Raw genomic sequence first — 25,163 nt, forward strand, 5'->3', positions numbered from 1 at the left:
GAGTCGTCCCCTCAAAATGGAGAAATCTCTAGATCTTTTGTCGGACCTTGGAGAAAGACACTTGATGCGGATTAGGAATCGTTTTAGAGGGTTATTTTCCGGCTACTGACTGTTAGTGGAGGTTCTGTCACGTATCGAAAACATATTGCAGGTTGAGTTGCAGAAAAGGGTGTCGAATACCACAGCATTCCGGATATCAATCAGTCTCTTCATCCTCTCAGGGATGCGTGAGGAAAAGGCTTGCCATTGTATCATTTTCTCCTTAAGAGCATGGACGGGTTTTCCGATACAAAGACACACCTTCACATCACCGGTGAATAGATTCAGACTTCTCACCACAACACCAAGCCACTACGGACACTTTGACGGGGAGACAAACCAAAGACATTCCGAAACCTACCATAGAGAGGGAACTGGAGATGGAGATTCAAAAAACCGTGCAAGCGTTTCAGCGATTGAAAGGACAGGAAACTATACTCCAAGCGGCCGGAGTCGATACGGCCGATACAAGCGAGGCGACATCACCCAGCCGTGTGATTGGCTTTGCCGGTGCCAAGGGAGGAGTCGGAACGACCACGGTGGCACTCAATGTCGCCATGACCCTTGTTCATGGAGGCCACCGCGTCATCTATGTCGAGCTGAGCCCCCATTTGGGAACGGCCACGCGGCTTCTTCATATGGCACCCCAACCGCCTTTGAGCCATGCATCGACAACGTTAACAGACATGAATGAAGCTGTGGTGAGCCAACTGCTCATGCAACATTCGACAGGACTGCAAGTCCTCTGTGTATCCACCTGGGATCAAGAAGTGGGGGCACAAATCTCCACGGAATTCCTGACAGTATTATTCCGGGAACTCAAAGGACTCGCAGACTATCTGATACTTGATTTCCCTTTGGAACCCTCTTTTCCGTCCATGTGTTTTCTCGGTCAATGTCAGATCCTGGATCTCGTAATGGAGAGCGATGCCATTGGTCTGAATTTAGCGAAAAACCAATTAGCGTTTATTCGTAGCCACTGCGAAACTCCCGTTTTTGTCACCCTCGTAAATCGCTCGGGTATTCCATTAGCTGACGGGGTTCAGGGTATCCAGGAAGAAATCGGCTATGAAATTCCGGTCGTCATCCCCACGGCCCCGGAGTTATGTTATACCGCCGGCATTAAAAAATTGCCGATCGTCTGCTTCAACCCCGAAAGCGTCCTTGCCTTACAGTTTGTCAAACTGAGCGAACAATTGCTCGGGTCCTTTTCCGAAGACGGTCCGGAGCCCAAACGAGACCGACGAGGCCGGGACCGCCGGAAAGGCAACCGTCGAGACCGTGGTGTCTGGTAACCTCTTCTCCCCTTTCTAAGGAGAGTTCTGGAGAAGAAGGCCTCACACAACCGCCCCCTCCAGCCTGTTGTTATATCGCCGGTCCTTGCACAACACAACTTACGGAAATACTCGGGTAAGAGAAACCAACCCCAGACTCCTCCAACAGGTGGGCGTCAGTCGCTTCTTGAAGGTCGTATGCGGGGAGAAACGGAAGGCATAGGAGATGTACCAACCTCCGGGTCCAACATCTGGTCTAATCCTTGATGCTCTCCGGCCTCCTTTTGTGAGGCTTCTTTCATCTTTTTTGTCCAACTCTCCCGACCCTGTTTATCCATATCCAATATCGCAATAGGGTCAAAATTGCGCCAAGCCGGGAGGGAAGCTAATACGCTCGCCAACAGCGTGCCACTTCTTACCAGCCACGCCACTAGGACTCCCGAGACACCAAGTCCGGTGAATTCCATCATTTTGACGAAGAAGGACCGTTCGTTGATAGTTTGTTGGGTGGCCTCTGCTAACTGATCGGAAAACGCATTCAACTGCTGAAGAAATTCCTGGCCCAGCTCAATGCCTGAGAACAGCACCGGGGCCGGGGCGTACGCCCGAATTTGTTCTGAGGTGGTGCCGGACTCGCCTGCACGCAGGAAGGGGGCGACTTCTAAGACCCGGCTCCAGTCCCGGGGCAACTGAGAATCTGGCCCACTGGAAAGATCCCGTCCCGCCATGGATGGCCCTCCAAAGGAACTCGAAAACGGGACCGCGGGTGTATCCGTCGTCGAAGAATTCGTCTCAGCCACCGGCTCCGGAATCGGACGAGGATTTGGGGAAGACATGGGCGTGGGATCCGGCCGCGGCGGAGGCGCTTGGGCCATGCCTTCCTGGACATTTGTGACGGTTACCCGAATCATTTGAGAATCTACCCCACCGTTGCCGTCACTCACCTGTACGATAACCTCATAGATATTATTCCCATCAGCGTCGGCTGGCGTCTCGAAATCTTGGGGCACCGTGAAGGTCAACACACCGCTGATTGGGTCAATTCTGAACAGCGCCGCATCCGCCCCACCTAAAATCGAATAGGTCAGCGTCTCCGCCGGCAGATCCACATCCGTGGCCGTCACCGTCGTGACATACGTTTGATTCTCCGCCGCATTCGCTACCGCCGAAGGGCCACCCCCATTACTGGTTATCACCGGCGCATCGTTGCCATCCGTCACCGTCACGGTAATCGCTTGCGTATCCACACCGCCATTGCCGTCATTCACCTGGACCACCACGTCATAGACGTTATTGGCACCCACATCCCCGGGCACATCAAAGTCGGGGGCGATGATGAAGGTTAACACTCCACTGGTCGGATGCAGACTGAACCGGGCCGCATCCGCTCCGCCCACAATCGTATAGGTCAACGTATCTGCCGGCACATCCACATCCGTGGCCGTCACCGTCGTGACATACGTTTGATTCTCCACAGCATTCACGGAGGCTGTGGGGCCGCCGCCATTACTGGTCACCACGGGCGCATCATTGACCGCTGTCACCGTGATGCCCACCATGTCCACATCCGTCGCAGTATTGCCGTCCGTACTGGTCACCGTCATGGTGTCTGACCCGTTGTAATTCGGGTTACCCTGATAGCTGAGTGACGCTAAGGTCGCATTGATGTCGGCTTCACTGCCGGAAAGGGTCAGCGTGTTCGTTCCATTGGCCCCGGCACTGATGGTCGCTGCGCCACTCACCGTCACCGTCACTGTCCCTTGAGTCACGGCCAACTGCACCGTGCTCAGGTTGCCATCCACATCCGTTACACTGAGCCCACTGATGGCCAACGCCGTATCTTCTGCCACCAACTGCGCCCCCGGCACCGTATTCACCGGCGCATCATTGACCGCGGCCAACGTCACCGTCGTGTCGTAGTTGGCACTCGTGCCCCCGTCCCCATCGGTCAAGACATAGCGCACCGTGCGGCTGCCCAGCGTCGGGTTAGCCGTGTCCGTGTTCTCATAGGTGATGTTCTGCACCAACGCACTCACCGCCGCGGCATCGGCGTTGGCATCGAGCGTGATGACCAGCGCGGCCCCGCCGCTGCCCCCCGTGAACGTGCCGATTTGCGTGCCCCCATAACTGACCGCACTGCCCGCCACGGTGATATTGCTGGGGCCCGCCCCCTGATCGCGGATCGCCAGCACATCCTCGGCCGCATCACTGCCCGCCGTAAAGCTCACCGTCAACGTCCCCGTGTCAAAGTCACTGCTGTCCACATCACTCACCGCCGCATTGCTGCTCTGGTCAATGACTTGCGCGCCGTCGCCTTCGGTGTAGGCCAGCGTGTCGCCCCCCAGGTTGCTAATGACCGGGATGTCATTGACGGCGGTGACTTGAACTATTTTGGTCGGCACATTTGAACTATCTACTCCATCATCAAAACTGAAGGAGATCGTCCGATCCAGCTCACTGGGCATGTCACTGCCGTTATAGAATGTGACGCTGCGCAATGCCGCTTGGAATTCGGCAATGGTGGCGGTCTGCCCGCCAATGACCGAGAGGGTTAAGAGATCACCCACCAGATTGCCTTGAATCTTCGCCGTATTGGTGAACCCGAGAATGTCACTCGCTTGGTAATTGCCCGTGACCTGGACCGTGGCAGTGAACTGATCCGAAGGGTCAGCCCCATCAAATCCATCCGGATCTGTTACGGTAAGCGCTCCGTCAATAACGGTGGCGGTGGCTTGTTCGGTATAACTGGTTGCTCCCCCGCTGGCTGTGATTACCGGCGCATCGTTCACTTGGGTAACTGTAATTCCCACATTATCGGAATCCGTGGCCGTATTGCTGTCTGTGCTTAACACCGCTAGTGTGTCCGCACCCACATAATTCAAATTGCCTTGATAGCTGAGAGAGGCCAGCGTCGCATTAAGGTCTGTTTGGCTACCCGAGAGGGTCAACGTGCTACTCCCATTCGCCCCTGCGCTAATGGTGGCCGTCCCAATGAGGGTTACGGTCACCGTCCCTTGTGTCACCGATAACTGCACCGTGGAGAGATTGCCATCCGTGTCGTTTACGCTGATGCCTGTAATGGCTATCGAAGTATCCTCCGCCACCACTTGTCCCCCCGGCACCGTGTTGACCGGCGCATCATTGACCGCCGTCATCGTCACCGTCGTGTCGTAGTTGGCACTGGTGCCCCCGCCCCCATCGGTCAAGACATAGCGCACCGTGCGGCTGCCCGGCGTGGGGTTGACCGTGTCGGTGTTCTCATAGGTAATGTTCTGGACGAGGGCGCTAACCGCCGCCGCATCGGCATTACTGTTGAGCGTAATAATCAAGTCGGTGCCATTGCTGCCCCCGGTAAACGTGCCGATGGTCACGCCGGCATACGTCACCGTCGCCCCACTGACGCCAATTTGCCCCGCGCCCGCCCCCTGATCGCGGATCGCCAGCACATCCTCGGCCGCATCACTGCCCGCCGTAAAGCTCACCGTCAACGTCCCCGTGTCAAAGTCACTGCTGTCCACATCACTCACCGCCGCATTGCTGCTCTGGTCAATGACTTGCGCGCCGTCGCCTTCGGTGTAGGCCAGCGTGTCGCCCCCTAAGTTGCTAATGACCGGGATGTCATTGACCGCCGCCATCGTCACCGTCGTGTCGTAGTTGGCACTCGTGCCCCCGTCCCCATCGGTCAAGACATAGCGCACCGTGCGGCTGCCCAAGGTCGGGTTAGCCGTGTCCGTGTTCTCATAGGTGATGTTCTGCACCAACGCACTCACCGCCGCGGCATCGGCGTTGGCATCGAGCGTGATGACCAGCGCGGCCCCGCCGCTGCCCCCCGTGAACGTGCCGATTTGCGTGCCCCCATAACTGACCGCACTGCCCGCCACGGTGATATTGCTGGGGCCCGCCCCCTGATCGCGGATCGCCAGCACATCCTCGGCCGCATCACTGCCCGCCGTAAAGCTCACCGTCAACGTCCCCGTGTCAAAGTCACTGCTGTCCACATCACTCACCGCCGCATTGCTGCTCTGGTCAATGACTTGCGCGCCGTCGCCTTCGGTGTAGGCCAGCGTGTCGCCCCCTAAGTTGCTAATGACCGGAGCATGGTTGGTCACGACGTTGGCGGAAAACTCAGAGGTATTGTTTGACACATCGGTGGCCGTGGCCGTTAAGCGATCACCTGCGACAAGTAGGTTAGTCGAGAAGCTGATGCTGAACTGACGAGCGGCAGGGTCAAAATTGCCCGGTGTCGATCCGTTCATAATTCCGGTGTTTAGGTAGGTGTCACCTTCCCCATAGCCGCTCGCGTTGGGCGCCGCTTTAAAGAACTCGACGGTCGAACCCGCCCCCGCCTCACCAGTGATCGTGACCGTCGTGCCCAAGACCTGCACGCTGTAGATCACCGGAAAATTCATCAGGTTATTGCCGCCGGTGTCGGCGTCGCCAGCATCATTGGGGGTCACGAAAGGCGCGGTGCCCAAGTCGCCCGGGTCGCCCGCCGTCAGAAGATCGATGCCAATCCCCCCTCCTGGGCCCGTCCCGTTGCCATAAATTGAGTTCTGCGTGATCAGATTGCCCGTTGAGGAACCCGAACGGATCATCACACCGGCACCGGCGTTACCGCTGCTGATGTTCTTGCTGATCGTCAAGTTCGACGACCGGGCGCGGATGCCCGCGGACTCATTGCTCGCGCTGCCGTTGTTGCTGACCGTATTATTGTCTACCAGCGATCCGGTAGCGGTGATCAGGTCCAAGCCGGGCCCCGCATTGGCGATAATCAGGTTGCCCTGGACTGTCAGCGCAAGACTGTTGCTATTGGCGGCGACCGCGTCGGCCCGCATGTTGCTGCTGCCAAAGGCGTTGCCGCGCAATTCGTTGCCCGTGATCAGCCAGTTGTTCGAACCACTGAGCAGGTTGATGCCGGACTCGGTCGCGAAACCGATCAGATTGTTGCGGATAATGCCAGTGTCGCCACCGGCCGAGTAGATGTTGGAGCCTTCGGTCTTGGCTCCCGGCGCCGGCGCATTGAAACTGGTCGCATCCGCGCCAATGATGTTGTTCTCGATCAACGCATTGTTCGCGGTGCTGCCGATGGTGATGTTGCCATTGCTCGAGTTGCTGCCGAAGCCGTAGATTGCCATGCCGCGGATCGTCACGTTGCTCACGTTGATGGCCAGACCGGTGGTAAGACCGCCGCCGTCAACGATCTCAATCTCCGGTCGCTCGACTTGCGACAACACCAGTGCATCGACCCCGACGGTGCCTCCGGCGCCGAGAAGCCCGGCATTGGTGTTGCCGATGTTGAGAGCCTGCGTGCTACCGTCCATCGTCAGCGCATCGGTGATTGCCGGCAGCAACGACATGACGTTGATCGTGAACACACCACGGCCCGCGCCATAGCCGGCATCGCCGGTAGCGATGGCAAAGACGATACTGTCGGCGCCGGCTGTGCTGTTGGTAGCGGTTATGGCCTCGCGCAGACTGATGCGACCGTCGGCGCCGCGTGCGTTGCCCAGGTTGGTGATAGAGGTCGTGGTACCGTCGCTGACATCGCTGGTCGTGTCGACAACCACAATCCCCGTGGATGTCGCTGTGACGTTGGCCGCAAACTCGGAGGAATCCCCATAACTGCCACCACCCAGATCACGGGTGGCCGTTGCCGTGACAAGGTCGCCCGCATTAATCCAGACGCCATTCAAGGTCATGTTGAAACTCGCATTGCCGGAACCATCAGTGTTGACGGTCGTGAACCCCAGATACCGCTCTCCCTCTCCGTTGGGACTATCAGCAATGGAGGGCCGGTTCGCAAAGAATTCGATACGATAGGTGAGACTGGCATTCGTGTTGAGCGTGCCGACAATCGTCGTGCCGCTTGCATTTGAATTTGCTGACGTCACCACCGGGAAATTTTGAAGATTATTTGTCCCGCTATCCGGATCCCCTGTGTCGTTTGGGGTCACGCCGTCGTTTCTCAGATCAATACCGTTGCCGGCATTCGAAAATAATTGGTTCCCCAAAATGGCATTTCCGCTGCCGGCAGCTGTAAGGAGGCGCACACCGTCACCAAGGTTATAGCCAATGAGGTTGCCCGCGCCGGCGACGCTTCCACCGATCAGGTTCGTGGATGCTGAACTGTCCAACGAAATGCCCGCACCGTCGTTGCCAAGATTCGCAGTGCCGTTGATATCGGTACCGATCAGATTACCCTGAATGAGGTTCCCCGAGCCGGTAACATAGATACCTGCCGATGCTGCGGTATTGGTTGCGTTATTGCCGGAGATCAGGTTGCTATGGACAGCGGTTGTCCCTCCGATCGTCGTATTGGAGCCGTTGATGAGCACGCCCCTCCCGGAATTGCCCAAAGCGAGCGTACCGGTTACGTCCGTCCCAATATAATTTCCGATTACGACCGACCCGGAGGAGCCACTCCCGAAGTTAATGCCATCATCGTTATTACCGGAGATGATGTTCCGCTCCACCGCGATGAGACCACCAATGATCGCATTATGTCCGTCGTAATCAATGCCGTCATCGCCATTACCAAGGCTCACCGTTCCGGTCACATCGGTGCCGAGGTAGTTCCCGACGATAGTCACATTGTCGGCGTCAATGTTGAGTGCATCACCCCCGAAGCGGTTGATCACAAGTCCACGGATGGTACTGCCTGACCCCGTGGAGATCGTCAACCCATGTACCCCGCCACCCGCCGACGCCCCATTGAGTTCAATGACCGGCGTCCCGGCGAAATCGGGTTCACTCCACCCGTCGATGAGCACAGCCTCGGTTATCGTAGGAAGGGCGGACAGAAGAGTGATCGTATGTGGGCCAGCACCCGCAATGTTGAACGTAATGGTATCTGCACCGGCATTGGCATTCGCATCAATGATGGCTTGCCGAAGGGAGTTCACTCCCGAATCATTGGTGTTGGTCACCGTATACGTCGCCAACACGCCTTCCCACGCGTCCTGGGTGGCCTGGCCGATCACGATGGACGACTCAATGAATCCGGTGGAAATTTCTAATTCCCAGTTGGCATATTCGCTGACGTGCCCGGTGCGGTCCGTGCTTGCCGCGATATCGGATCCGGTAAGGTCCGCTAACGTGTGAATGGCGGAGAGGCCGCTTACTCCACGACCAAAATTGCAGCCGTAGATCAACAGATCGGCGTCGACATCCAAACTCTGTCCGATTTGCTCAAACAGTTCGGCATAGTGACCGCTGATCGAATCATTGGTGAGAAAGGCCGTGCCCAAATGCATCTCGGCCTCGGTGCCTTCCCCGATGAGATGAATGGCGTCGATCCCACTTCGTCCCTTGAGGGCTTCCGCAATTTGTTCGATCCCATCCCGTCTCGCATCCAGGAGAATGACTTCCGCGGCCGGATCGATGCCTTCCATGAGCGTCTGGTAATTTTCAACACGCGTATCGATGAAGACGATTTCTTTGCGGTGGGAAGACGCGAAGAGGGAAAGACCCGATGACCAAAGCGCATCATTCTGGGAAGAATCGTTGGTGGTGGAATCCGTACTGGTCTCCCCATTGCCTTCGGGAACGCCCGGTTGATCCTGTGTGGTGGTGTCTTGAACCACTTCCGCTCCCGTGGCGAGGGCGGCTCCATCAAACAGGATCCGTGGCTCCAAGGCAATACAGGTTCCGGTCAATCGGGGCGTGGGGGATTCTTGGGGTGCACGGGACTTCCGCTTCTTTCGGGCGCCGGGTTTCACCACCTTGCCGTCTTTCCCCGCTTGGAGTGTTGCGGGCTTACAGTGCAGGTGTGTCATGTGACGATTTTCAATCATGAAGAAAATATGAAGCCGAATCGTTTGAGGTCACAAATTATTCAAAAAACCTTGGTATCCCAGGAGGTTTTCGGTCAACAAAGCGATCCCCTCGGAAGGAGGGGCTCCATCTCCTTTGTCGGACCTTGAGGGAAGACTCTTGATGCGGATTAGGGAATGTTGTGGCCGGTTATGTTACAGCTACGGAATGGAGTTGGACGTGATATCGAAGTAAAGAAGTTTTCAAATGTCGGGGAAGATGAAGGAACCGACCTCACACAAATAAAGTTGCAAGACGTCCTTACTCTATAGAAAGGATTTCCTATAATTGAAAGGAGTATGTCATGGCTGTTGCGGCATTGACCAGCAAAGGGCAAATTACCCTCCCAAAGGAGATCCGGGAACAATTAAAGTTACAACCCGGGATCGCGTGGAAGTTCTTGTGGGAACTGATGGGCGGATTACCGTTTGTCCGGTTACCTCAGATGTCACAATTTTAACAGGTCTGATCCCCAAGCCAAAACAACCAGTCACTCTCGAAGCCATGCGGGCTGCCATAAAAAAGCGAGGGGGCCGACCATGGCGGGCCTCGATGCGAATGTGCTCGTCCACTATCTCGTTCAGGACGATCCCGCCCAATCCAAAGCCGCGACGCAATTTATTGAAAAGCCATGCTCTCAGGAAAACCCCGGCTTTTTAAACCACTTGGTGGTATGTGAAACGCTTTGGGTTCTGGAGGGCTGTTACCCACAATCAAAGGAGACGAGGGTGAAGACCATTGAACAAGTGTTCCGTGTCGCCCAATTACGAGTGGAAGATCCTCAGGTGGTCTGGTAAACATTAGACGATTACCGAAAGAGCCGTGCTGATTTTGCCGACCATTTATTGAGCCGAATTAATCGTGGTCAGGATTGCACCACTACTATGACGTTTGATCGTGAGGCGGGGAAGTCTCCAGAATTTTCCTTCTTGCCGTAGCCAAAAAAAAGGCCGCTCAAGTGAGCGCATCTCCCCAACCCCACTGTTCCTTCGAACAATCAGGCACCGCTTTCCCGAATGAGGATGGAGGCCACTCGCGTCCAGAGATGCCCCATCACACTTTGCCCATTGCCCTTCACATGGACCACCCCTCGCACCACCTGATCCCAGGATGGATCCCTGTCCGTCACATCCAGTTCCACTCGGTACACGGAATGCTCGGGAATCAATCTGCCCCGCGCATCCTGGCGCACGGGCACACCACCGGAATAGGTCGAGGCTAAATACGGTAACGCCATTTCCGATTCGTCCACATGACGAAGGTCCCGAAGCTGACCCTGTCGGGCAGGTCGCATAGGGTCGTCCGGGAAAAACCATCCTTCGTTCCCCACCGAGAGCCGGGCTTTTTCTTTTTCCGTGGCGAGGGCCAGCATCACGGATGGATGTTCCCCAATCACATGGGCCATCGCCACGTCGGTATTCACCCACAGCCCTGGATGAAGTGATGATGCCAGATCCGTAATTTCGCCGGAGAACGGAGCACGCAAGATCAATTGCTCCCGGAGCGTAACCAGGCCGGCCAACGCCTTTCGTTCTCCCACCAACGTCTCCCAAATGACCAGATGATCATCCCGATCATCCTGATAGGCGACTTCTCGTTCTGCACGCAATTCTAACGCCGCAATGCGATGTCCAATAATGTCAATCTGATGTTCCACCTGTGGCGACTGTAAGATCAAAAGCGTTTGACCGTGTTCGACCCGATCTCCCTCCTCAACCAACACCTCCACCACCATTGCGGGAGCCGGTGGAAACAGAGTCGTGCGTTCCGGAGCCTCAAGGATCGCCGGAATCTCCACTGTCGTATCCAAAGGCATCACGCTCATCAGCAGACACCCCACCAGTGCGACTCCGATTACCCTCCCTCGCCAGGATTGGGTGACGGCCGCCCGACGTGTCCACCAGACCTGCAGTTCCTCATAGACCGGCCATGCCAGAAACCAGCCTATTTCTACGAGAAAGAGGATGACGCCCAAAACCTTGAAAAAAAAGTAATACACCAGGATCGCAATGCCGACAAACACGACGGCCCGGTAGACCCACACCGCCCACGCATAGGCGATCAGCACCGATTGCCGTTGCGGGGGCATGTGTTCCGGAGGAGCATCTCCCCAGGCAAACAACCATTCCCGTAATTTCCAACGACCAAACCCGAAAGCCCGGGATTGCAAATTTGGAACACCCAGCCAATCGGAGAGTACGTAGTAGCCGTCAAACCGGAGCAAGGGATTCAAATTGATCAGCAGCCCCGTCACCCAACTGGTGGTCGCCAACACAAAGAGCATGCTTTTGACAATGCCATCAGGACAAAAGTTCCACAAAAAGGTTGCGATCATCGCCACACTGAGTTCCACCACCATTCCCGCAGCGGCAATGGCCGCGCGTTGCCTCCGGACCGTGAGCCGCCAGGAATCGGTCGTGTCGGTATAGAGGACAGGCACCATAATGAGGAATCCGAGGCCCATCGTGGGGACCCGGCACCCGTATCGAACGGCGGTATAGGCATGCCCCAGTTCATGCAATATTTTAATGGCCACCAACCCGATGATATAACCGGTCATCCCTTGAAACGTGAAAAAGTATAAAAAGACATTGGCAAACGATTCCCACTGCCGCACGACTCCCATGCACCCGATCACACCCAGGATAACCACACACCATAAGGCCCAGCGACTAAACAGCGGAATAACGAACGGAAGCGTTGTTCGTAAGAATCTGTCGGGATTACAAAGGGGAATTCTGAAAAATAAATAGTTGTGGAGCACTCTCAGCAGCCAATGGTGTTTCGCCTGTTCGGCCTGTCCTAAGAATCCCTGACTTCCACCGGCTATGGAATCCCGGGTTAAATTGTTCCGATAGAGAAACTGGACCAACTCCATCACATTCCCGGTTGAGACCTTGGCCGAGGTGGTTCGGGTCACCAGATCCACCAGTCCCTTGGCCGTTCCCGCCTGCCAATGTGAAAGCAGTTGGAACGCGGACCATTCAATTTGGAAAAATTGATTTCGAACTGTGTCCACGATCGTCCAGGTAGGGACGCCATCGGGCGTGGGGGTACCGGGCAGGATCTGAAGATCTTCGCGCAAGGGTGGAAGGGAAACGTCTTCTTGAGGCTTTGGCTGGCCCATTTAGAAACCTAACGTTTGTCGAAGAACTCCGAGGGGGCGCCGGAAGAGATGGAAAAAGAGGGTAACCGGTTCCCCATAGATTTTGGCGGTGCCTTGCCAGCCGATTCGAATATCTTCGGGCGGGTCCATGAACTCGGCTTCCACTCGATAGGCCAGGACATTGGTTGGGAGAATACTCGCATGATAACTGGCATGGATTAATTGGGCAGGAATGGCTCGTAAGGGATTGGCATTCAAAAACACCTCGACTTCGGCGCCTTCCCGTAATACGATCGCGTCTTCTACCGGTAGATCAATTTTCAATTCAAATTCCTGGGGATCGGCCACTTCCATAATGCGTTCCCCCACCGCCACCGGCTTGCCGATCCATTCGGATTTATCCGTGAAAATCACGATGCCTGACCGGGGAGCTTTGACCTCCACTTGCTGTAACATGTCCCAGGCGTAATCCCGTTCGGCTTCTTTCAGCCGGACTTCCGAGGCTTGCACGGGCATACCCGCACCGGTGTCATGGTCGACAAATGCACCCTGCGACACTTTGCGATACTCCATCCAGGTGACGGATAGATTCTTTTCCGCCACTTCAAATTGATTCCTGAATGTGGTGTCCTCATAACGAAAGAGGGTTTGCCCCTTCTGAACCAGGGTATTCGGGTGGACCAGGATTTCTCCCAGCACCCCATCCAATGGCGCCGTCACCACCGACGGATCCCGCGGCACCACTTCCACCGGAGCCAGCGTGGACAATCGAACGGGCAGCCACATGGCGGCTATCACGACTACCAGTACTCCCCATAGCCAGTTTTTGAGAACCTTCCAGTTTTTTACTCTCCGTTTCGTGCCCCCGAGCGCCTGCCAGGCATGAGCCACCGTTTCGGCAAACCGCCGGATCACTTGCACTTCTCCGTCTTGCCAAGGTACCTCCCTGGTCAACCACAAGCCACCAATCACCTGCTGATCCTGGCGGATTAATGGACACCAGAGGACACAGGGAAACGCAAAAGACTTCCAATCACGTTGGAGTTCTGCCGAACAATGAGAGGAGGAGAGAGGACCGGGATCTTTGAGGGTGCCTTGCTCCCATAATTCTGAAATGATGCGTTCGATCCAAGTGATCATCGGCGCATTGCGGTCAACCACGGCCACACTGGACACCGCTTCCACCCTGCCCCGCATCCGCCCCTTCGGCGTGATGGAAAAAATACAGGCTTGTCGAAAGTCCACGAGACGCCGGGTCTCATTGGCCAGAAGAAAACAGAGTTCTTTGACCGTTTGAGCCTTGCGAACCTGACTTTCCAGTTGAAGAAGCGCCAGGAAAATATTTGAATCTTTTTCCGTTTTGACTTTGGACGCAATGGAAGGGGCGCCGGCCAGACCGGAGGAGGGTCTAAAGTCCTTCCCGGTCCCTCGCGAAGGGGACTCTGTTTGAGTTGCTGTTTGCACCACGCTCGTTTCCCTCCTGTGGATCAACAGAGAAGTCGATCCGGGAAGGAGTTAATGTTTGGCAGTCTGTTTACTCGTGGACGTCGGTGAGGCTGCAGGCTTCGTGCTTGGCGTAAATGTTGATTGAGTGGGAAACGTGCCTTCCGGAAATTTTGCACTTCCGCTCATACCCGCTAAGACACCTGTGGGATGTTTGTGAAATCGGCCAAAGACCCGAATGGTTTGACTTACAGGATCAACACGAGGACCAATTTCCACCACTTCCGCCGAATAGTCCTTTTGCGTCTCATCGATGCTAAATGAAAACGGACTGTTCTTGGCGATCCACCGTAGCGAAGACGACGGGAGAATCAATTCAATATCCAGATCCTGATTACTGACAATACTCACCAGATCATCGTACGGATTGACACTTTCATAGGGGTGGACCAACGTCTTGACCACATGTCCGGCAAAAGGGGCAGGAATCCGGCAACCTTGAACAATCACTTGTGCTCTGGTGAGAACCGCCTGAGCCTTTTTTAATTCGGCCAGCGAAATGTCCACTTCCAACCGGCCGATCCCGTGAAGAGCGGCCAGCTCCTCGTTATTGATGACGGTCTTTTGCCTTGCATCCAAATCCGCTTGGGCGGCCGATAATTCCGCCCGGTATTTGGCACATTCAAATTCAACGAGGATATCTCCCATTTTAAATGCATCACCGTCTCGAAACGGCATCCGTTTCACTAACGCCTGGATTTCACTGGCCAGCACCGCTTCAACGACGGGTTTCACGATCCCCCGAATCGTCTGAAGATCCGATGAGGGCATACTACTGCGTCCTCCGCTTTTTGCCAGACTGACGCCTGAAGGCAGCATGATCAGACCCAGGGCTAAACACAGAATAGTGATAGGGTGTCGATGTATCATGGGTTAACTCTTTCTTGGGGTTGAGTGGTTGTCTTTTGGGATTGCGCGATAGTGTTTTGAGGCTGGGCCTCAGGCTTTTGAGGTTGAACGCCAGTCTCTTGGAGTTGGGCCTCAGGTTCTTGAGATAGCGCGCCAGTCTCTTGGAGTCGGGCTTCAGATTCCTGAGATAGCGCATCCTCTTGGGATCGCCCGACCGTATCTAGGGGTTGAGGTTCGGCCCCTTGGGATTGAGTGGTTGGCGCTTGAGTTCGAGCGTCGGTTGAATGAACCTGCGCCAGGACCTCCGGGCGTTCCAGCCATTCCCAACGTTCTTGCAAGGCCACAGCCAATTCTTCGACCCCGTCTCCCGTGATGTCCGTGGGGAAGGGATCTTCTCCGATCGCGGCTAACACATTGGCATAGGCCATTTCCAATTTGGCCAATGCCGATTCATACCGTAATTCAGCTACCAGACCTTGCATTTTTTCCCGGATGACCAGATGCTCACTGAGCCGGTTCAGGGACCAGGCACGTTGAACCTGATCGGCAATGGCCATTTGGGTCTCGAGGTAGCGCTTCCCGGTGGCCGCATCCTTCATGGCCGCATGATATTGCGCCACCGACACATGGACCTGACTCATCAAAGCCATCGTCAACGCCAGGCTTTGCATGTCCAACACCTTCTCCTGGGCGTCAATGACCTGCAAGCGGACGGGATGCCGGAATACATTCAACAGATTCCAGCTGACCTTGGCTCCGTAATTCAGCCAATTATTATGAAACAGAAAATTGTTGCTATCGTAATTGCCCCCCATATACACATTAAGGTTGGGGAGCAATTCCAGGATGGCGGCTTTGGTTTCCTTGGCGTTAATACGTTTTTGGTAGTCGACCTTTCGGAGTTCAGGACGATTCATGAGTGCCCGGTATTCCAAATCTTCCAGCTTCTCGGAGACCTTCGACACGAGGGGTGGATGTTCCGGCACCGCCAATTCATAGGGCTCACCGGGATCCAGGTTCATGAGTTCGGCGAGGTGAATCCTGGATAGCGATAATTCCTGATACAGCTGTTGAATTTCACGTTGCGCGCTCAGAAGTTCTCGTTCATATTGTAGTGAAGTGAGTGGATCCGCCAAGGCCCGCTCCCGGATCAGATGAACTTCACCCAGCGCTTGCGTCACCCAATCCTGAAGAAACGCCAGGCGACCCAACGCCCGTTCCGCTCCCACGGCCTTCCAGAAGGCTGAACGGACATCCTGAATAACCCGATTGGCAATGCGACGCTTATCTTCTTCGGCAATAAGCACATCGTTAGCCGCTTGTTCCGCCCGGACATAAGACAGTCCGAAATCCAGCACATCCCAGCTTAGGGCTAAATTGGCCGTGTATATATTTTTGTCAGAAGACGTGGAAGACACGAGGGATTGTTGGCCTGTTTCTAATGACTGACTGCTCGCTCCCGCAAAGTTGCTGCGTCCATTATAGGCCGCATCAGCCACCACTTTCGGTAGCATGTCGTAATGCGCCAGATCCAGTTGGCGATGCGTGACCATTTCCTTTAATCCCTGCACCCGCGTTTCCAGATTATATTTCAACGCCCGCGCCATTGCTTCAAAGAGCGTGATGGGACGAGCCACGGGTTCCTGATATTGCGTGAGTTGCGCCAGGTCCTCTTGGACCCGCTGTTGAATTTCTTCCTGAGTGAGTGGAGTGGGCATAACGGCACAGCCGGAGTCCAGCAGGACCAACCCGATCACCACCACACCGATCGGAAATTTTGGAATGTGTAATGCCATAGTTAAAAAATGCACGATCCAGTTGCTACAATTTATTTGGGCACAGATCTCATGGCCCCAAGAACTTGCCTGCGGAACGTCACCACCCGAATGACTGCACAGATCGGCATGTCAAATCTTCCGCAACTCAAGTCCGTCTTTCCCTCCCCGCCTTTTGACCATTTTTTTTCACAATAGAAACCGGAATTACCCCTTTGGGGCATTCCAGTTCTGTTTCTCGGTTTTTCTTTTCTAAAGATTAAATAACGGGAATTTTTTGGTTATTAGATTTCTGTAAAGTGGTGAAACAATACACAACAATTCCTCCCAACCTCCTATATCATCATCTATTGAGAGCCATACCACTCCAAAAAAAATTTCCATATTTACCTCATTTCCCCCTCAAGTCTTGATTTCACTATCCTTATGAAGCAGATCCCACCCGGTTTGTTATCAACCAAGTGCGAAAATTCGCCCTCCTCCCTGCTGAACATCCCTTGCATCCCCGATCAGAAGGAATGTCTATAGGCAAATTTTTCCTTATTTCATACAGAAAGCAAAACCAATGACCGAATAAGGAGATGGCGCAATCCCGGGCCATGATGGGCCTGTGTCAACAGAGGCAAGAAGATGTCAGATGCGCCATGGAAGATCGGTTGGAATTATGTCTGCCGGTGAAAGACGACAAGAAAAATTGCGACATCGGATAGTGGAACCAGCACAGGCAGAGCGAATATCTGTAACACCAAACAGCTGCGTCCGCGCTTACCGGCAATAGGAATTGCATTGGAATGAAAACACTGTTAGCGCTTGAACCCAGAATCCTCTTTGATGGAGCCGCCCTTGCCACGGGAGCAGAAGTGGTTCAGGACACCACGACCCAAGATCAACCTAATCCAGACGCCAATGCTGATGCGGAAAATAGTTCCGGCCAAAACATCGCCACCGATCATGACCCCGTCTGGTCCTCCGATCTCTCACCGGCCACTCCATCTGATCGTCGGGAAATTGTTTTCATCGATACCCGTGTCGAGGATTACCAGACGCTCATAGAAGGCATCGATCCGGCCGCGGAGGTTTTTCTCCTGGATGCGAGACGTGACGGAATCGAACAGATAGCGGAAGCCCTCAAGGACCGGAGGGATATCGACGCCATTCACCTTATTGGGGAAGGCACCGAGGCGGAGCTGCATGTGGGCTCGGCCTTTCTCACCAACGAATCAATATCCAATCAGTATGCCGAGCTGTTCACACAGATTGGGCAGAGTCTGTCTGCGGACGCGGATCTCTTGATCTACGGCTGTAATTTTGGCCGTGGAGTAAGCGGCTTCTCCGCCATGCAAACCTTGGCCGAATTGACAGGGGCTGATATCGCGGCAAGCACGGACCGCACCGGACACGTCAGCGAATTTGCCAATTGGCACCTGGAAGTCTCCACCGGGTTTATTGAAACCTCGATCATCATTGGGCAGGCCACCCAGGATGCCTGGGAAGGAGTGTTGGCCACCTATACCGTCACGACGACCACAGATGGAGGTGCGGGGTCTCTCCGACAAGCCATCCTCAATGCCAATGCCAATGCCGGCACCGATACCATCACCTTCGTCGGGTCCGGGACCTATCTGCTCACCCTCACCGGAACGGGCGAAAATGCTGCCGCCACAGGTGACCTGGATATCACCGAAAGCCTCAACATTATTGGGAACGGTGCGGGTAGCACCATAATTGATGCCTCAGGTCTTGGAGCCACACCGGATCGGGTGTTCGACATACGGACCGGAATTACGACGATATCCGGAGTGACGATCAAGGGTGGATCTGGGACAACCGGGGCGGGCATTGAGACTCAGACAGGGACAACGCTGAATCTGATTGATGTCGAGCTTCGTGAAAACGTCTCCTCGAGTAACGGTGGTGCGATTTTCAATCGCGCGACGCTCAGCCTTGACCGCGTGACGATTGCCAATAATACGGCTTCCAGTAATGGTGGTGGCATTTATTTTTCAGGAGGTGGTAGTGGGACTCTTACGAACGTCACAATCAGCAGCAATAGCGCGGCTAACGCCGGAGGGCTCTATAATTTCAACACAACTGTGACCATTCTCAACAGCACAATCGCCAACAACTCAACTGGCATCACACAGGTAGGGGGGGGTGCTATTACCCAACTGAAAAATTCGATTCTCGACAACGTGGGGGCGAACGCAAATACTCCTTTAACCTCCATGGGATTCAATATCGATAGTGATGGAACGGCAGGTTTTGGAGGTCCAGTTGATCCCATGCTGGGAGCGTTAACTGACAACGGCGGTCCAACCAGAACACATGCCCTGCTGGCCGGAAGCCCTGCCATCGACGCGGGCACGGCAACCGGTGCACCGGCCGTCGACCAGCGCGGCGTGACTCGCGACGCGAGCGTCGATATCGGCGCGTTTGAGTCGATTAGTAACACCCCGCCGGTGATCAATGACCAGGTTTTCCCGGTTACAGAAAACAGCGCAAACGGCACGAGTGTCGGAACCGTGGTGGGAACAGATGCGGATCCACAAAAGGGATACGGCAAACTCTATTGGGTGGATCTTGATACCGACGAAGTGCGACGCATCAATCTGGATGGCAGCGGGAGCCAGCAACTGGCCGTGCAGTTCGACGGCACCGGCGCGACAGGACCACGCGGTGTCACGGTTGACGATGTGAACGGGAAAATCTATTGGACCAATAACACGACAAATTCCCTTTGGCGCGCCGATCTTGATGGCGGCAACCCGCAACAACTTCTGACCGGACTTAACGGCCCGCTAGGGATCGCCGTCGATCCGGCGGGTGGAAAAATCTATTGGGTCGATACCGCCGCGACGGCCATCTGGCAAGCCAATCTGGACGGCAGCAGTCCTGCGGCGTTGATCACCGGCATCACCAACAGCAAAGATCTCGCCGTCGATGTGGCCGGCGGAAAACTTTACTGGACCGACAAGGGAGCCGGTACCATTAAACGGGCGAATCTGAATGGAAGCACTATCGAGACAATCGTTAGCGGACTCAACGACCCGTGGGGCATCGCCCTCGATATTGGCGCAGGCAAGGTCTACTGGAGCGATGCCACGTTAAATGAAATACAACGCGCAGACATGATGGTCGGCGCAACCGCCCAAACCGTTGTCACCGGAGCGAACCAGCCGCGCGATCTGACGCTGGATTTGGTTCAGGGAAAAATCTACTGGACTGCCGCAACCACTGACCGAATCGAAAGTGCGACTTTAGCTGGATCGCCTCTACCGCCGGTGACACCCACCGGCAATTGGCCAAGCGGCCTGGCGATCGGGCCGGCAGTGCCCAATTTAACGTATGCCATCATCGGTGGTAACACCGGAGGCGCATTTGCCATCAACTCGGTGAGTGGAGAACTCACGGTCGTGAATAGCGCCGCACTGGACTACGAAACCAATCCTTCCTTTGGTCTCACCGTTCAGCTCACCGACAGCCTGGGGCTTAACGACACCGCGACCATCACCATCAACCTTGGAGGGGTCAACGAGGGTCCGGCATTCAGTGGTCTGGACAACACCCCCACCTTTACGGAAGGCGGCCCGGCGGTGGTTCTCGACAACAATGCCACGATCACCGATCCCGAACTGGATGCCGCCAATAACTATAACGGTGCGACGCTCACGCTGGTCCGAAACGGCGGGGCGAACCCGGACGACAGATTCGCCGGCAGCGGATCGCTGAGTGCCTTGACCGAGAGCGGAAATCTGGTGGTGGGCGGCACGACCATTGGGACGGTGACCACCAACAGTGGCGGCACACTGGTCCTGACCTTTAACAGCAATGCGACCACGGCCCGGGTCAACAGCGCCTTGCAGCAGATTACATACGCCAACAGCAGCGGCACCCCACCGGCCACCGTGCAGGTTGATTTTACGATTGACGACGGCAACGCCGGGGGCCAGGGCAGCGGTGGCGCGCTCAACGATACCGGATCGATCACCGTCACCATTGATCCCAATGCAACGCCCGTGGCAGCTCCCGACAGCTACACGATCGATGAAGACACTTCGCTGACAACTGAGCCGACCTGGTTTAACGAGGCGTGGCTCAGCAGACAGAAGTTGACGTTCAACAACACCGCTCAGGCCGAAAACTTAACGGATTTTCCGGTGCTGATCACCCTGAATGCCGGGAACATTGATTACACCAGGGTGCAGAACGCGGGGGAAGACCTCCGGTTTGTCGATCCTGATGGCACCGAGTTGGCCTACGAAATTGAAAGTTGGAATGAGTCGGGCACATCCTATGTCTGGGTCAAAGTGCCGCAAATCGATGCGTCGTCCGGCACGGATTACATCTGGATGTATTACGACAACGCCGGTGCCACCGACAACCAAAACGCAGCGGGCGTGTGGTCCAATAATTTCGAGGCCCTCTCACATCTTCACAATGATTTCTTAGATTCAACCGGCAACGCCCACAATGGTATCAACAATGGCTCTTTGGACATCACCGGCACCATTGGTGACGGACAATCGTTCGACGGCGTCGATGACCGGATTGACATTCCGTCGGGTGCGGGCATCGACAACCTCTTTACGGGTGGAGCTACGGTGTCCGCCTGGATCAACCCCAGCGGCTGGGGCGAGGGCGGCTTTGGCCGTATCCTGGATAAGGGTAATGCGGTCGCGGTCACTAACGGCTGGGCTCTCCAGGTAGAAAACACCGGCAATCGACTGATCTTTGAACTCGGATTTTCCGGCAACGCCGGACGGTGGCGGTCATCCATCAATTCCATTTCGCTGGATACATGGCAACTCGTCACGGTGGCCTATGATAGCAGTTCAGCGGCCAACGATCCGACGATCTACGTGAACGGCGTGGCCCTAGGGCTTACGGAATCGAGCACACCGAGCGGAACAGCCAATTCCGATGCCGGGCTTGATCTGTCTATCGGAAATCGATCGGGAGCAACGGACCGCACGTTCCAGGGAATATTGGACGAAACGCGGATTGAAACTGCGATACGTTCCGCCGATTGGATCAAAGCACAATATCTCTCGATGACCGATGCCTTCGTCACGTTCACGGCGGCGGAAGGTCCGGCCGGGGTGCTGGCCAATGACACCGACGCAGATGGTGATCCGTTGACGGCCATCCAGGTAAGCGCCGACCCCGCCAATGCCCAATCCTTCACCTTCAATGCGGATGGATCTTTCTCCTACACGCCTGTGGCAAATTTCACCGGCGTCGACACCTTTACTTATAAAGTGAACGACGGCACCGTCGACGGGAATACGGTCGTGGTCACGATTAACGTCACTCCCGTGAACGATGCTCCCCTTGTTGCCACCAACACGGGAACCACGGTGAGTGAAGCCTCCTCGGGCAATACCATCACCACGGCGATGCTCAACGAAGGAGATCCTGATGATGCCGGCACCGGTCTGACCTATACGGTGACCGCCGTCACGACCAACGGCACATTACGACTCTCCGGCACCGCACTTGGCCTGAACGACACGTTCACACAGGACGACATCGATACCAATCGTGTGACCTACGACCACAATGGTAGTGAGACCACGACCGACTCTTTCAGCTTCTCCCTGGCTGACGGCGGTGAGGACGGTGCCACACCTGCGACTGGGGTATTTTCCATCACGATCACTCCAGCAAACGACCAGCCGGTATTCAACGGTCTGGATAATACCCCGACCTTCACCGAGGGCGGCGCGGCGGTGGTGTTGGATGGCAACGCAACGATTGCGGACACGGAACTGGATGCGTTCAATAACTATAACGGCGCCACGCTCACATTGGTCCGCAACGGCGGCGCGAACGCGGACGACGTCTTCGCCGGAAGCGGCACATTGGGTACACTGACCGACAGTGGGAGCCTGGTCGTCGCCGGCACCACCATCGGGACGGTCACCACCAATAGTGGCGGAACCCTCGTCTTGACCTTCAATGGGAATGCCACCACGGCCCGCGTCAATAGCACCCTACAGCAAATCACCTATGCCAACAGCAGCGGCGCGCCCCCCGCCACGGTCCAGATCGACTTCACGATCAACGACGGGAATGCCGGCAGCCAGGGTAGCGGCGGCGCGCTCAACGATACCGGCTCAATTACCGTCACCATCAATGCCAATAACTCCGCCCCTACCTTTAATGGATTGGACCAGACCCCCACCTTCGTGCAAGGCGGCGGGGCCGTCGTGCTCGATAACAACGCCTCCATTACCGACCCCGAACTGGATGCCGCCAACAACTACAATGGTGCCACACTGACTTTGGTTCGCAATGGCGGGGCCAACGCCGAGGACCTATTCAACCGCAGCGGCACGCTCAATCCACTGGTGGAAAGCGGGAACCTGGTGGTGAGCGGCACCACCATTGGGACGGTCACCACCAACAGCGGAGGCGCGCTCGTCTTAACCTTCAATAGCAACGCCACCACGGCCCGGGTCAACAGTACTCTGCAACAAATCACCTATGCCAATAGCAGCGGCACGCCTCCCGCCACGGTCCAGATCGATTTCACCATAGACGATGGCAACGCGGGCAGCCAGGGTAGCGGCGGGGCCCTCAACGATACCGGCTCCATCACGGTCACCATCAATGCGACCAACATTCCTCCCGTGGCCGTGGCCGATAGCTTTACCGTCACTCAAGGCTCGACCACGATCCTGAACCTGGCAGGGAATGACCTCGATGCGGATGACGGCCTCGATCTGACCAGTATCACCATCATTTCCGGGCCCACCAACGGCACCATCGCCAGCATTAATACCGATGGGACCGTGACGTACACGCACAATGGGTCAGCCACGATCACGGACAGTTTTACCTACACCATCAATGATTTGGCCGCCGCCACCTCGAACACCGTCACCGTGAGCCTGGTGGTGAATCTGCTGAACGTGCCACCCGTCGCTCTGGCCGATAGCTTTACCGTCAACGAAGGTTCGACCAACACCTTGAATCTTGCCGGAAATGATCTCGATGTCGATGACGGCCTGGACCTGACGAGCATCACCATTGTCGCCGGACCTACCAATGGTACCATCGCCAGCATTAATCCCGATGGGACGGTCACGTACAGGCACAATGGGTCAGAAACCCTCAGCGACAGTTTCACGTACACGATCCGGGATCAGAGCGGCGCGACGTCCAACACCGTGACTGTGAGCCTGAATGTGACGCCGATCAATAATTCGCCGACACTCAGAAACGTGCCGGTAGCGCTGAATCCGGGAACCGAAGATAGCGGTCCGCCGGTGGGAGCCGTCGGTACGCTGGTTTCAAGCCTGGTGGATTTGGATACGATACCCGGCGGACACGACAACGTCACCGATCCGGATCCCGGCGCACTAACAGGAATGGCCGTGACTCAGGTCGACGAAGCGAATGGCGCGTGGTTCTACAGTACGGATAACGGGGCAAACTGGTTAGCTTTGAGCGGAGTCAATCCCAACGCGGCGCGTCTGTTAGCCGCCGATGGGGTAACCCGTCTCTATTTTCAGCCGAATCCGGACTATTTTGGAACGGTAACCTCTGGGATCAGATTTCGCGCGTGGGATCAGGTTAATGGGAGCAACGGGGCAATTGGCGTTACAACCCCGCCAGGGGGCACGTCAGGATTCAGTCCAGCACAGGTCACCGCCGCTATCACGATCAATCCTGTTGGCGATGCCCCTATCATCACCTCGAATGGAGGTGGCCCCACCGCTAATGTGACCGTTCTTGAGGGGAGCACGGTGGTGACCGATGTGAATGCCAGCGATGCCGACGGGGATCTTCTGACCTATAGCATTATTGGTGGAGCCGATGCGACGCTCTTTCGCATTGATCCAACAACCGGTATCCTCACTTTCATCACGGCGCCGGACTTCCGAACCCCGGGCGATGTGGGAGCCGACAATGTCTATGACGTGATCGTCCAGGCCTCCGACGGGACCTCCGTCGATACACAGGCCATTGCCATCACCGTCACGAACGTCCCACCAACCCAATTTACCCCGCCTCCGGCGTCCTCTCCTACGCCCACACCGGATCCCCCGCCGAGAGAATCCGGCGAAGACACCACGGAAAACCAGGTGCCGGTCAATGGGGGCAGTCTTGATCCCAGCTCGCCAGGAACTGTACCTGAAGGCGGCCAGGGCTTAACCACCAATGGCCCCAGAGATTCGGACACGGGGATTACTCTGGGACAACACGATTTGTCCGCTAAGCAAGTGGAGGGAGAACGGACCGGTACCGGAGAGATGTTGATTGACATAATAGGGTTCCTCCAGAAGCCCTTTGACATCACAGCTCTGAAGAGTGAAATCCGGTCATTGTTGCACCGATCAGGATTCCTTCAGGACCTGGATCGCGTCCGCGACGAGGTAGAGGATGTCTCGGCCACCGAAAAAACCTATGTGGCCTCCAGCATTGCCGTGTCCACCGGGCTGTCGATCGGTTATGTCGTCTGGCTCCTTCGCAGTGGGGTGCTGTTGACCGCCCTGCTCTCCTCTGTACCTGCCTGGCAGTTTGTGAATCCACTGTTGGTGCTCGATTCGGCTGCAAGAAAGAAGCGGCAAAAGGGTCGTAAGGATGTGAAAGACGATTCGGTTGAGTTCCTGTTCGAGAAATCCGCAGCGTCTACCGGGATAGGTGAGGAGAAAACCGTGGACCGCGCCAGGCATCCTCGAGCCCGGTGGTTCCAGCGAAACAGACCATAAACATCTTTTCGAAAAATCTTGCCTAAGTTTTTTGTTTTGCCGGCTTCCAGGTTACATTTGAATTCTTTTTTCCATGAGGTTTCTATCC

General features: G+C 55.7%; 9 protein-coding genes. 4 read left to right on the plus strand and 5 right to left on the minus strand.

Annotated elements, in window-relative coordinates:
* Positions 1–419 precede the first annotated feature (419 nt).
* Positions 420–1,334 (plus strand): CpaE/TadZ family protein, encoded by a 915-nt coding sequence (locus PP769_RS17760; RefSeq protein ID WP_312642739.1) that lies wholly within the window; start codon positions 420–422, stop codon positions 1,332–1,334.
* 155 nt (positions 1,335–1,489) lie between these two features.
* On the opposite strand, the gene PP769_RS17765 is transcribed toward PP769_RS17760, so the two are convergent.
* Positions 1,490–9,088 (minus strand): DUF4347 domain-containing protein, encoded by a 7,599-nt coding sequence (locus tag PP769_RS17765; RefSeq protein ID WP_312642741.1) that lies wholly within the window; start codon positions 9,086–9,088, stop codon positions 1,490–1,492.
* 341 nt (positions 9,089–9,429) lie between these two features.
* Between PP769_RS17765 and PP769_RS17770 the strand changes: the two genes are divergently transcribed.
* Both PP769_RS17770 and PP769_RS17775 read left to right on the plus strand, forming a co-directional pair.
* Positions 9,430–9,585 carry an AbrB/MazE/SpoVT family DNA-binding domain-containing protein gene (locus PP769_RS17770; protein ID WP_312642743.1) on the plus strand — a complete coding sequence of 52 codons (156 nt, stop codon included), beginning with the start codon at positions 9,430–9,432 and terminating at the stop codon, positions 9,583–9,585.
* A gap of 79 nt (positions 9,586–9,664) precedes the next feature.
* Complete coding sequence (locus PP769_RS17775; protein WP_312642745.1) at positions 9,665–9,922, plus strand: type II toxin-antitoxin system VapC family toxin; 258 nt, start codon at positions 9,665–9,667, stop codon at positions 9,920–9,922.
* Between the two features lie 200 nt (positions 9,923–10,122).
* Here PP769_RS17775 and PP769_RS17780 read toward each other — a convergent pair whose 3' ends face one another.
* The 4 genes from PP769_RS17780 to PP769_RS17795 are packed head-to-tail and all read right to left on the minus strand — an operon-like array spanning position 10,123 to position 16,379.
* Positions 10,123–12,252: a site-2 protease family protein gene (locus tag PP769_RS17780; protein ID WP_312642747.1), complete on the minus strand. Its 2,130-nt coding sequence runs from the start codon at positions 12,250–12,252 to the stop codon at positions 10,123–10,125.
* A complete protein-coding gene (locus tag PP769_RS17785) occupies positions 12,253–13,698 on the minus strand; it encodes an efflux RND transporter periplasmic adaptor subunit (RefSeq protein ID WP_312642749.1) in 1,446 nt (481 codons plus the stop codon).
* A gap of 48 nt (positions 13,699–13,746) precedes the next feature.
* On the minus strand, positions 13,747–14,604 hold the full coding sequence (locus PP769_RS17790) for an efflux RND transporter periplasmic adaptor subunit (RefSeq protein ID WP_312642751.1): 858 nt from the start codon (positions 14,602–14,604) through the stop codon (positions 13,747–13,749).
* Entirely contained in the window at positions 14,601–16,379 is a 1,779-nt protein-coding gene (locus tag PP769_RS17795; RefSeq protein WP_312642754.1) for a TolC family protein, read from the minus strand. Before PP769_RS17795 ends, PP769_RS17790 begins: the two co-directional genes overlap by 4 nt.
* A 770-nt stretch (positions 16,380–17,149) precedes the next feature.
* On the opposite strand from PP769_RS17795, the gene PP769_RS17800 reads away from it, so the two are divergent.
* The gene (locus tag PP769_RS17800; RefSeq protein WP_312642756.1) at positions 17,150–25,075 is read left to right on the plus strand and encodes a DUF2341 domain-containing protein; all 7,926 of its coding nucleotides are present in this window, start codon (positions 17,150–17,152) and stop codon (positions 25,073–25,075) included.
* The last annotated feature ends 88 nt before the right edge of the window (positions 25,076–25,163 follow it).

The organism is Candidatus Nitrospira allomarina, from assembly GCF_032050975.1.
Classification (GTDB): domain Bacteria; phylum Nitrospirota; class Nitrospiria; order Nitrospirales; family UBA8639; genus Nitrospira_E; species Nitrospira_E allomarina.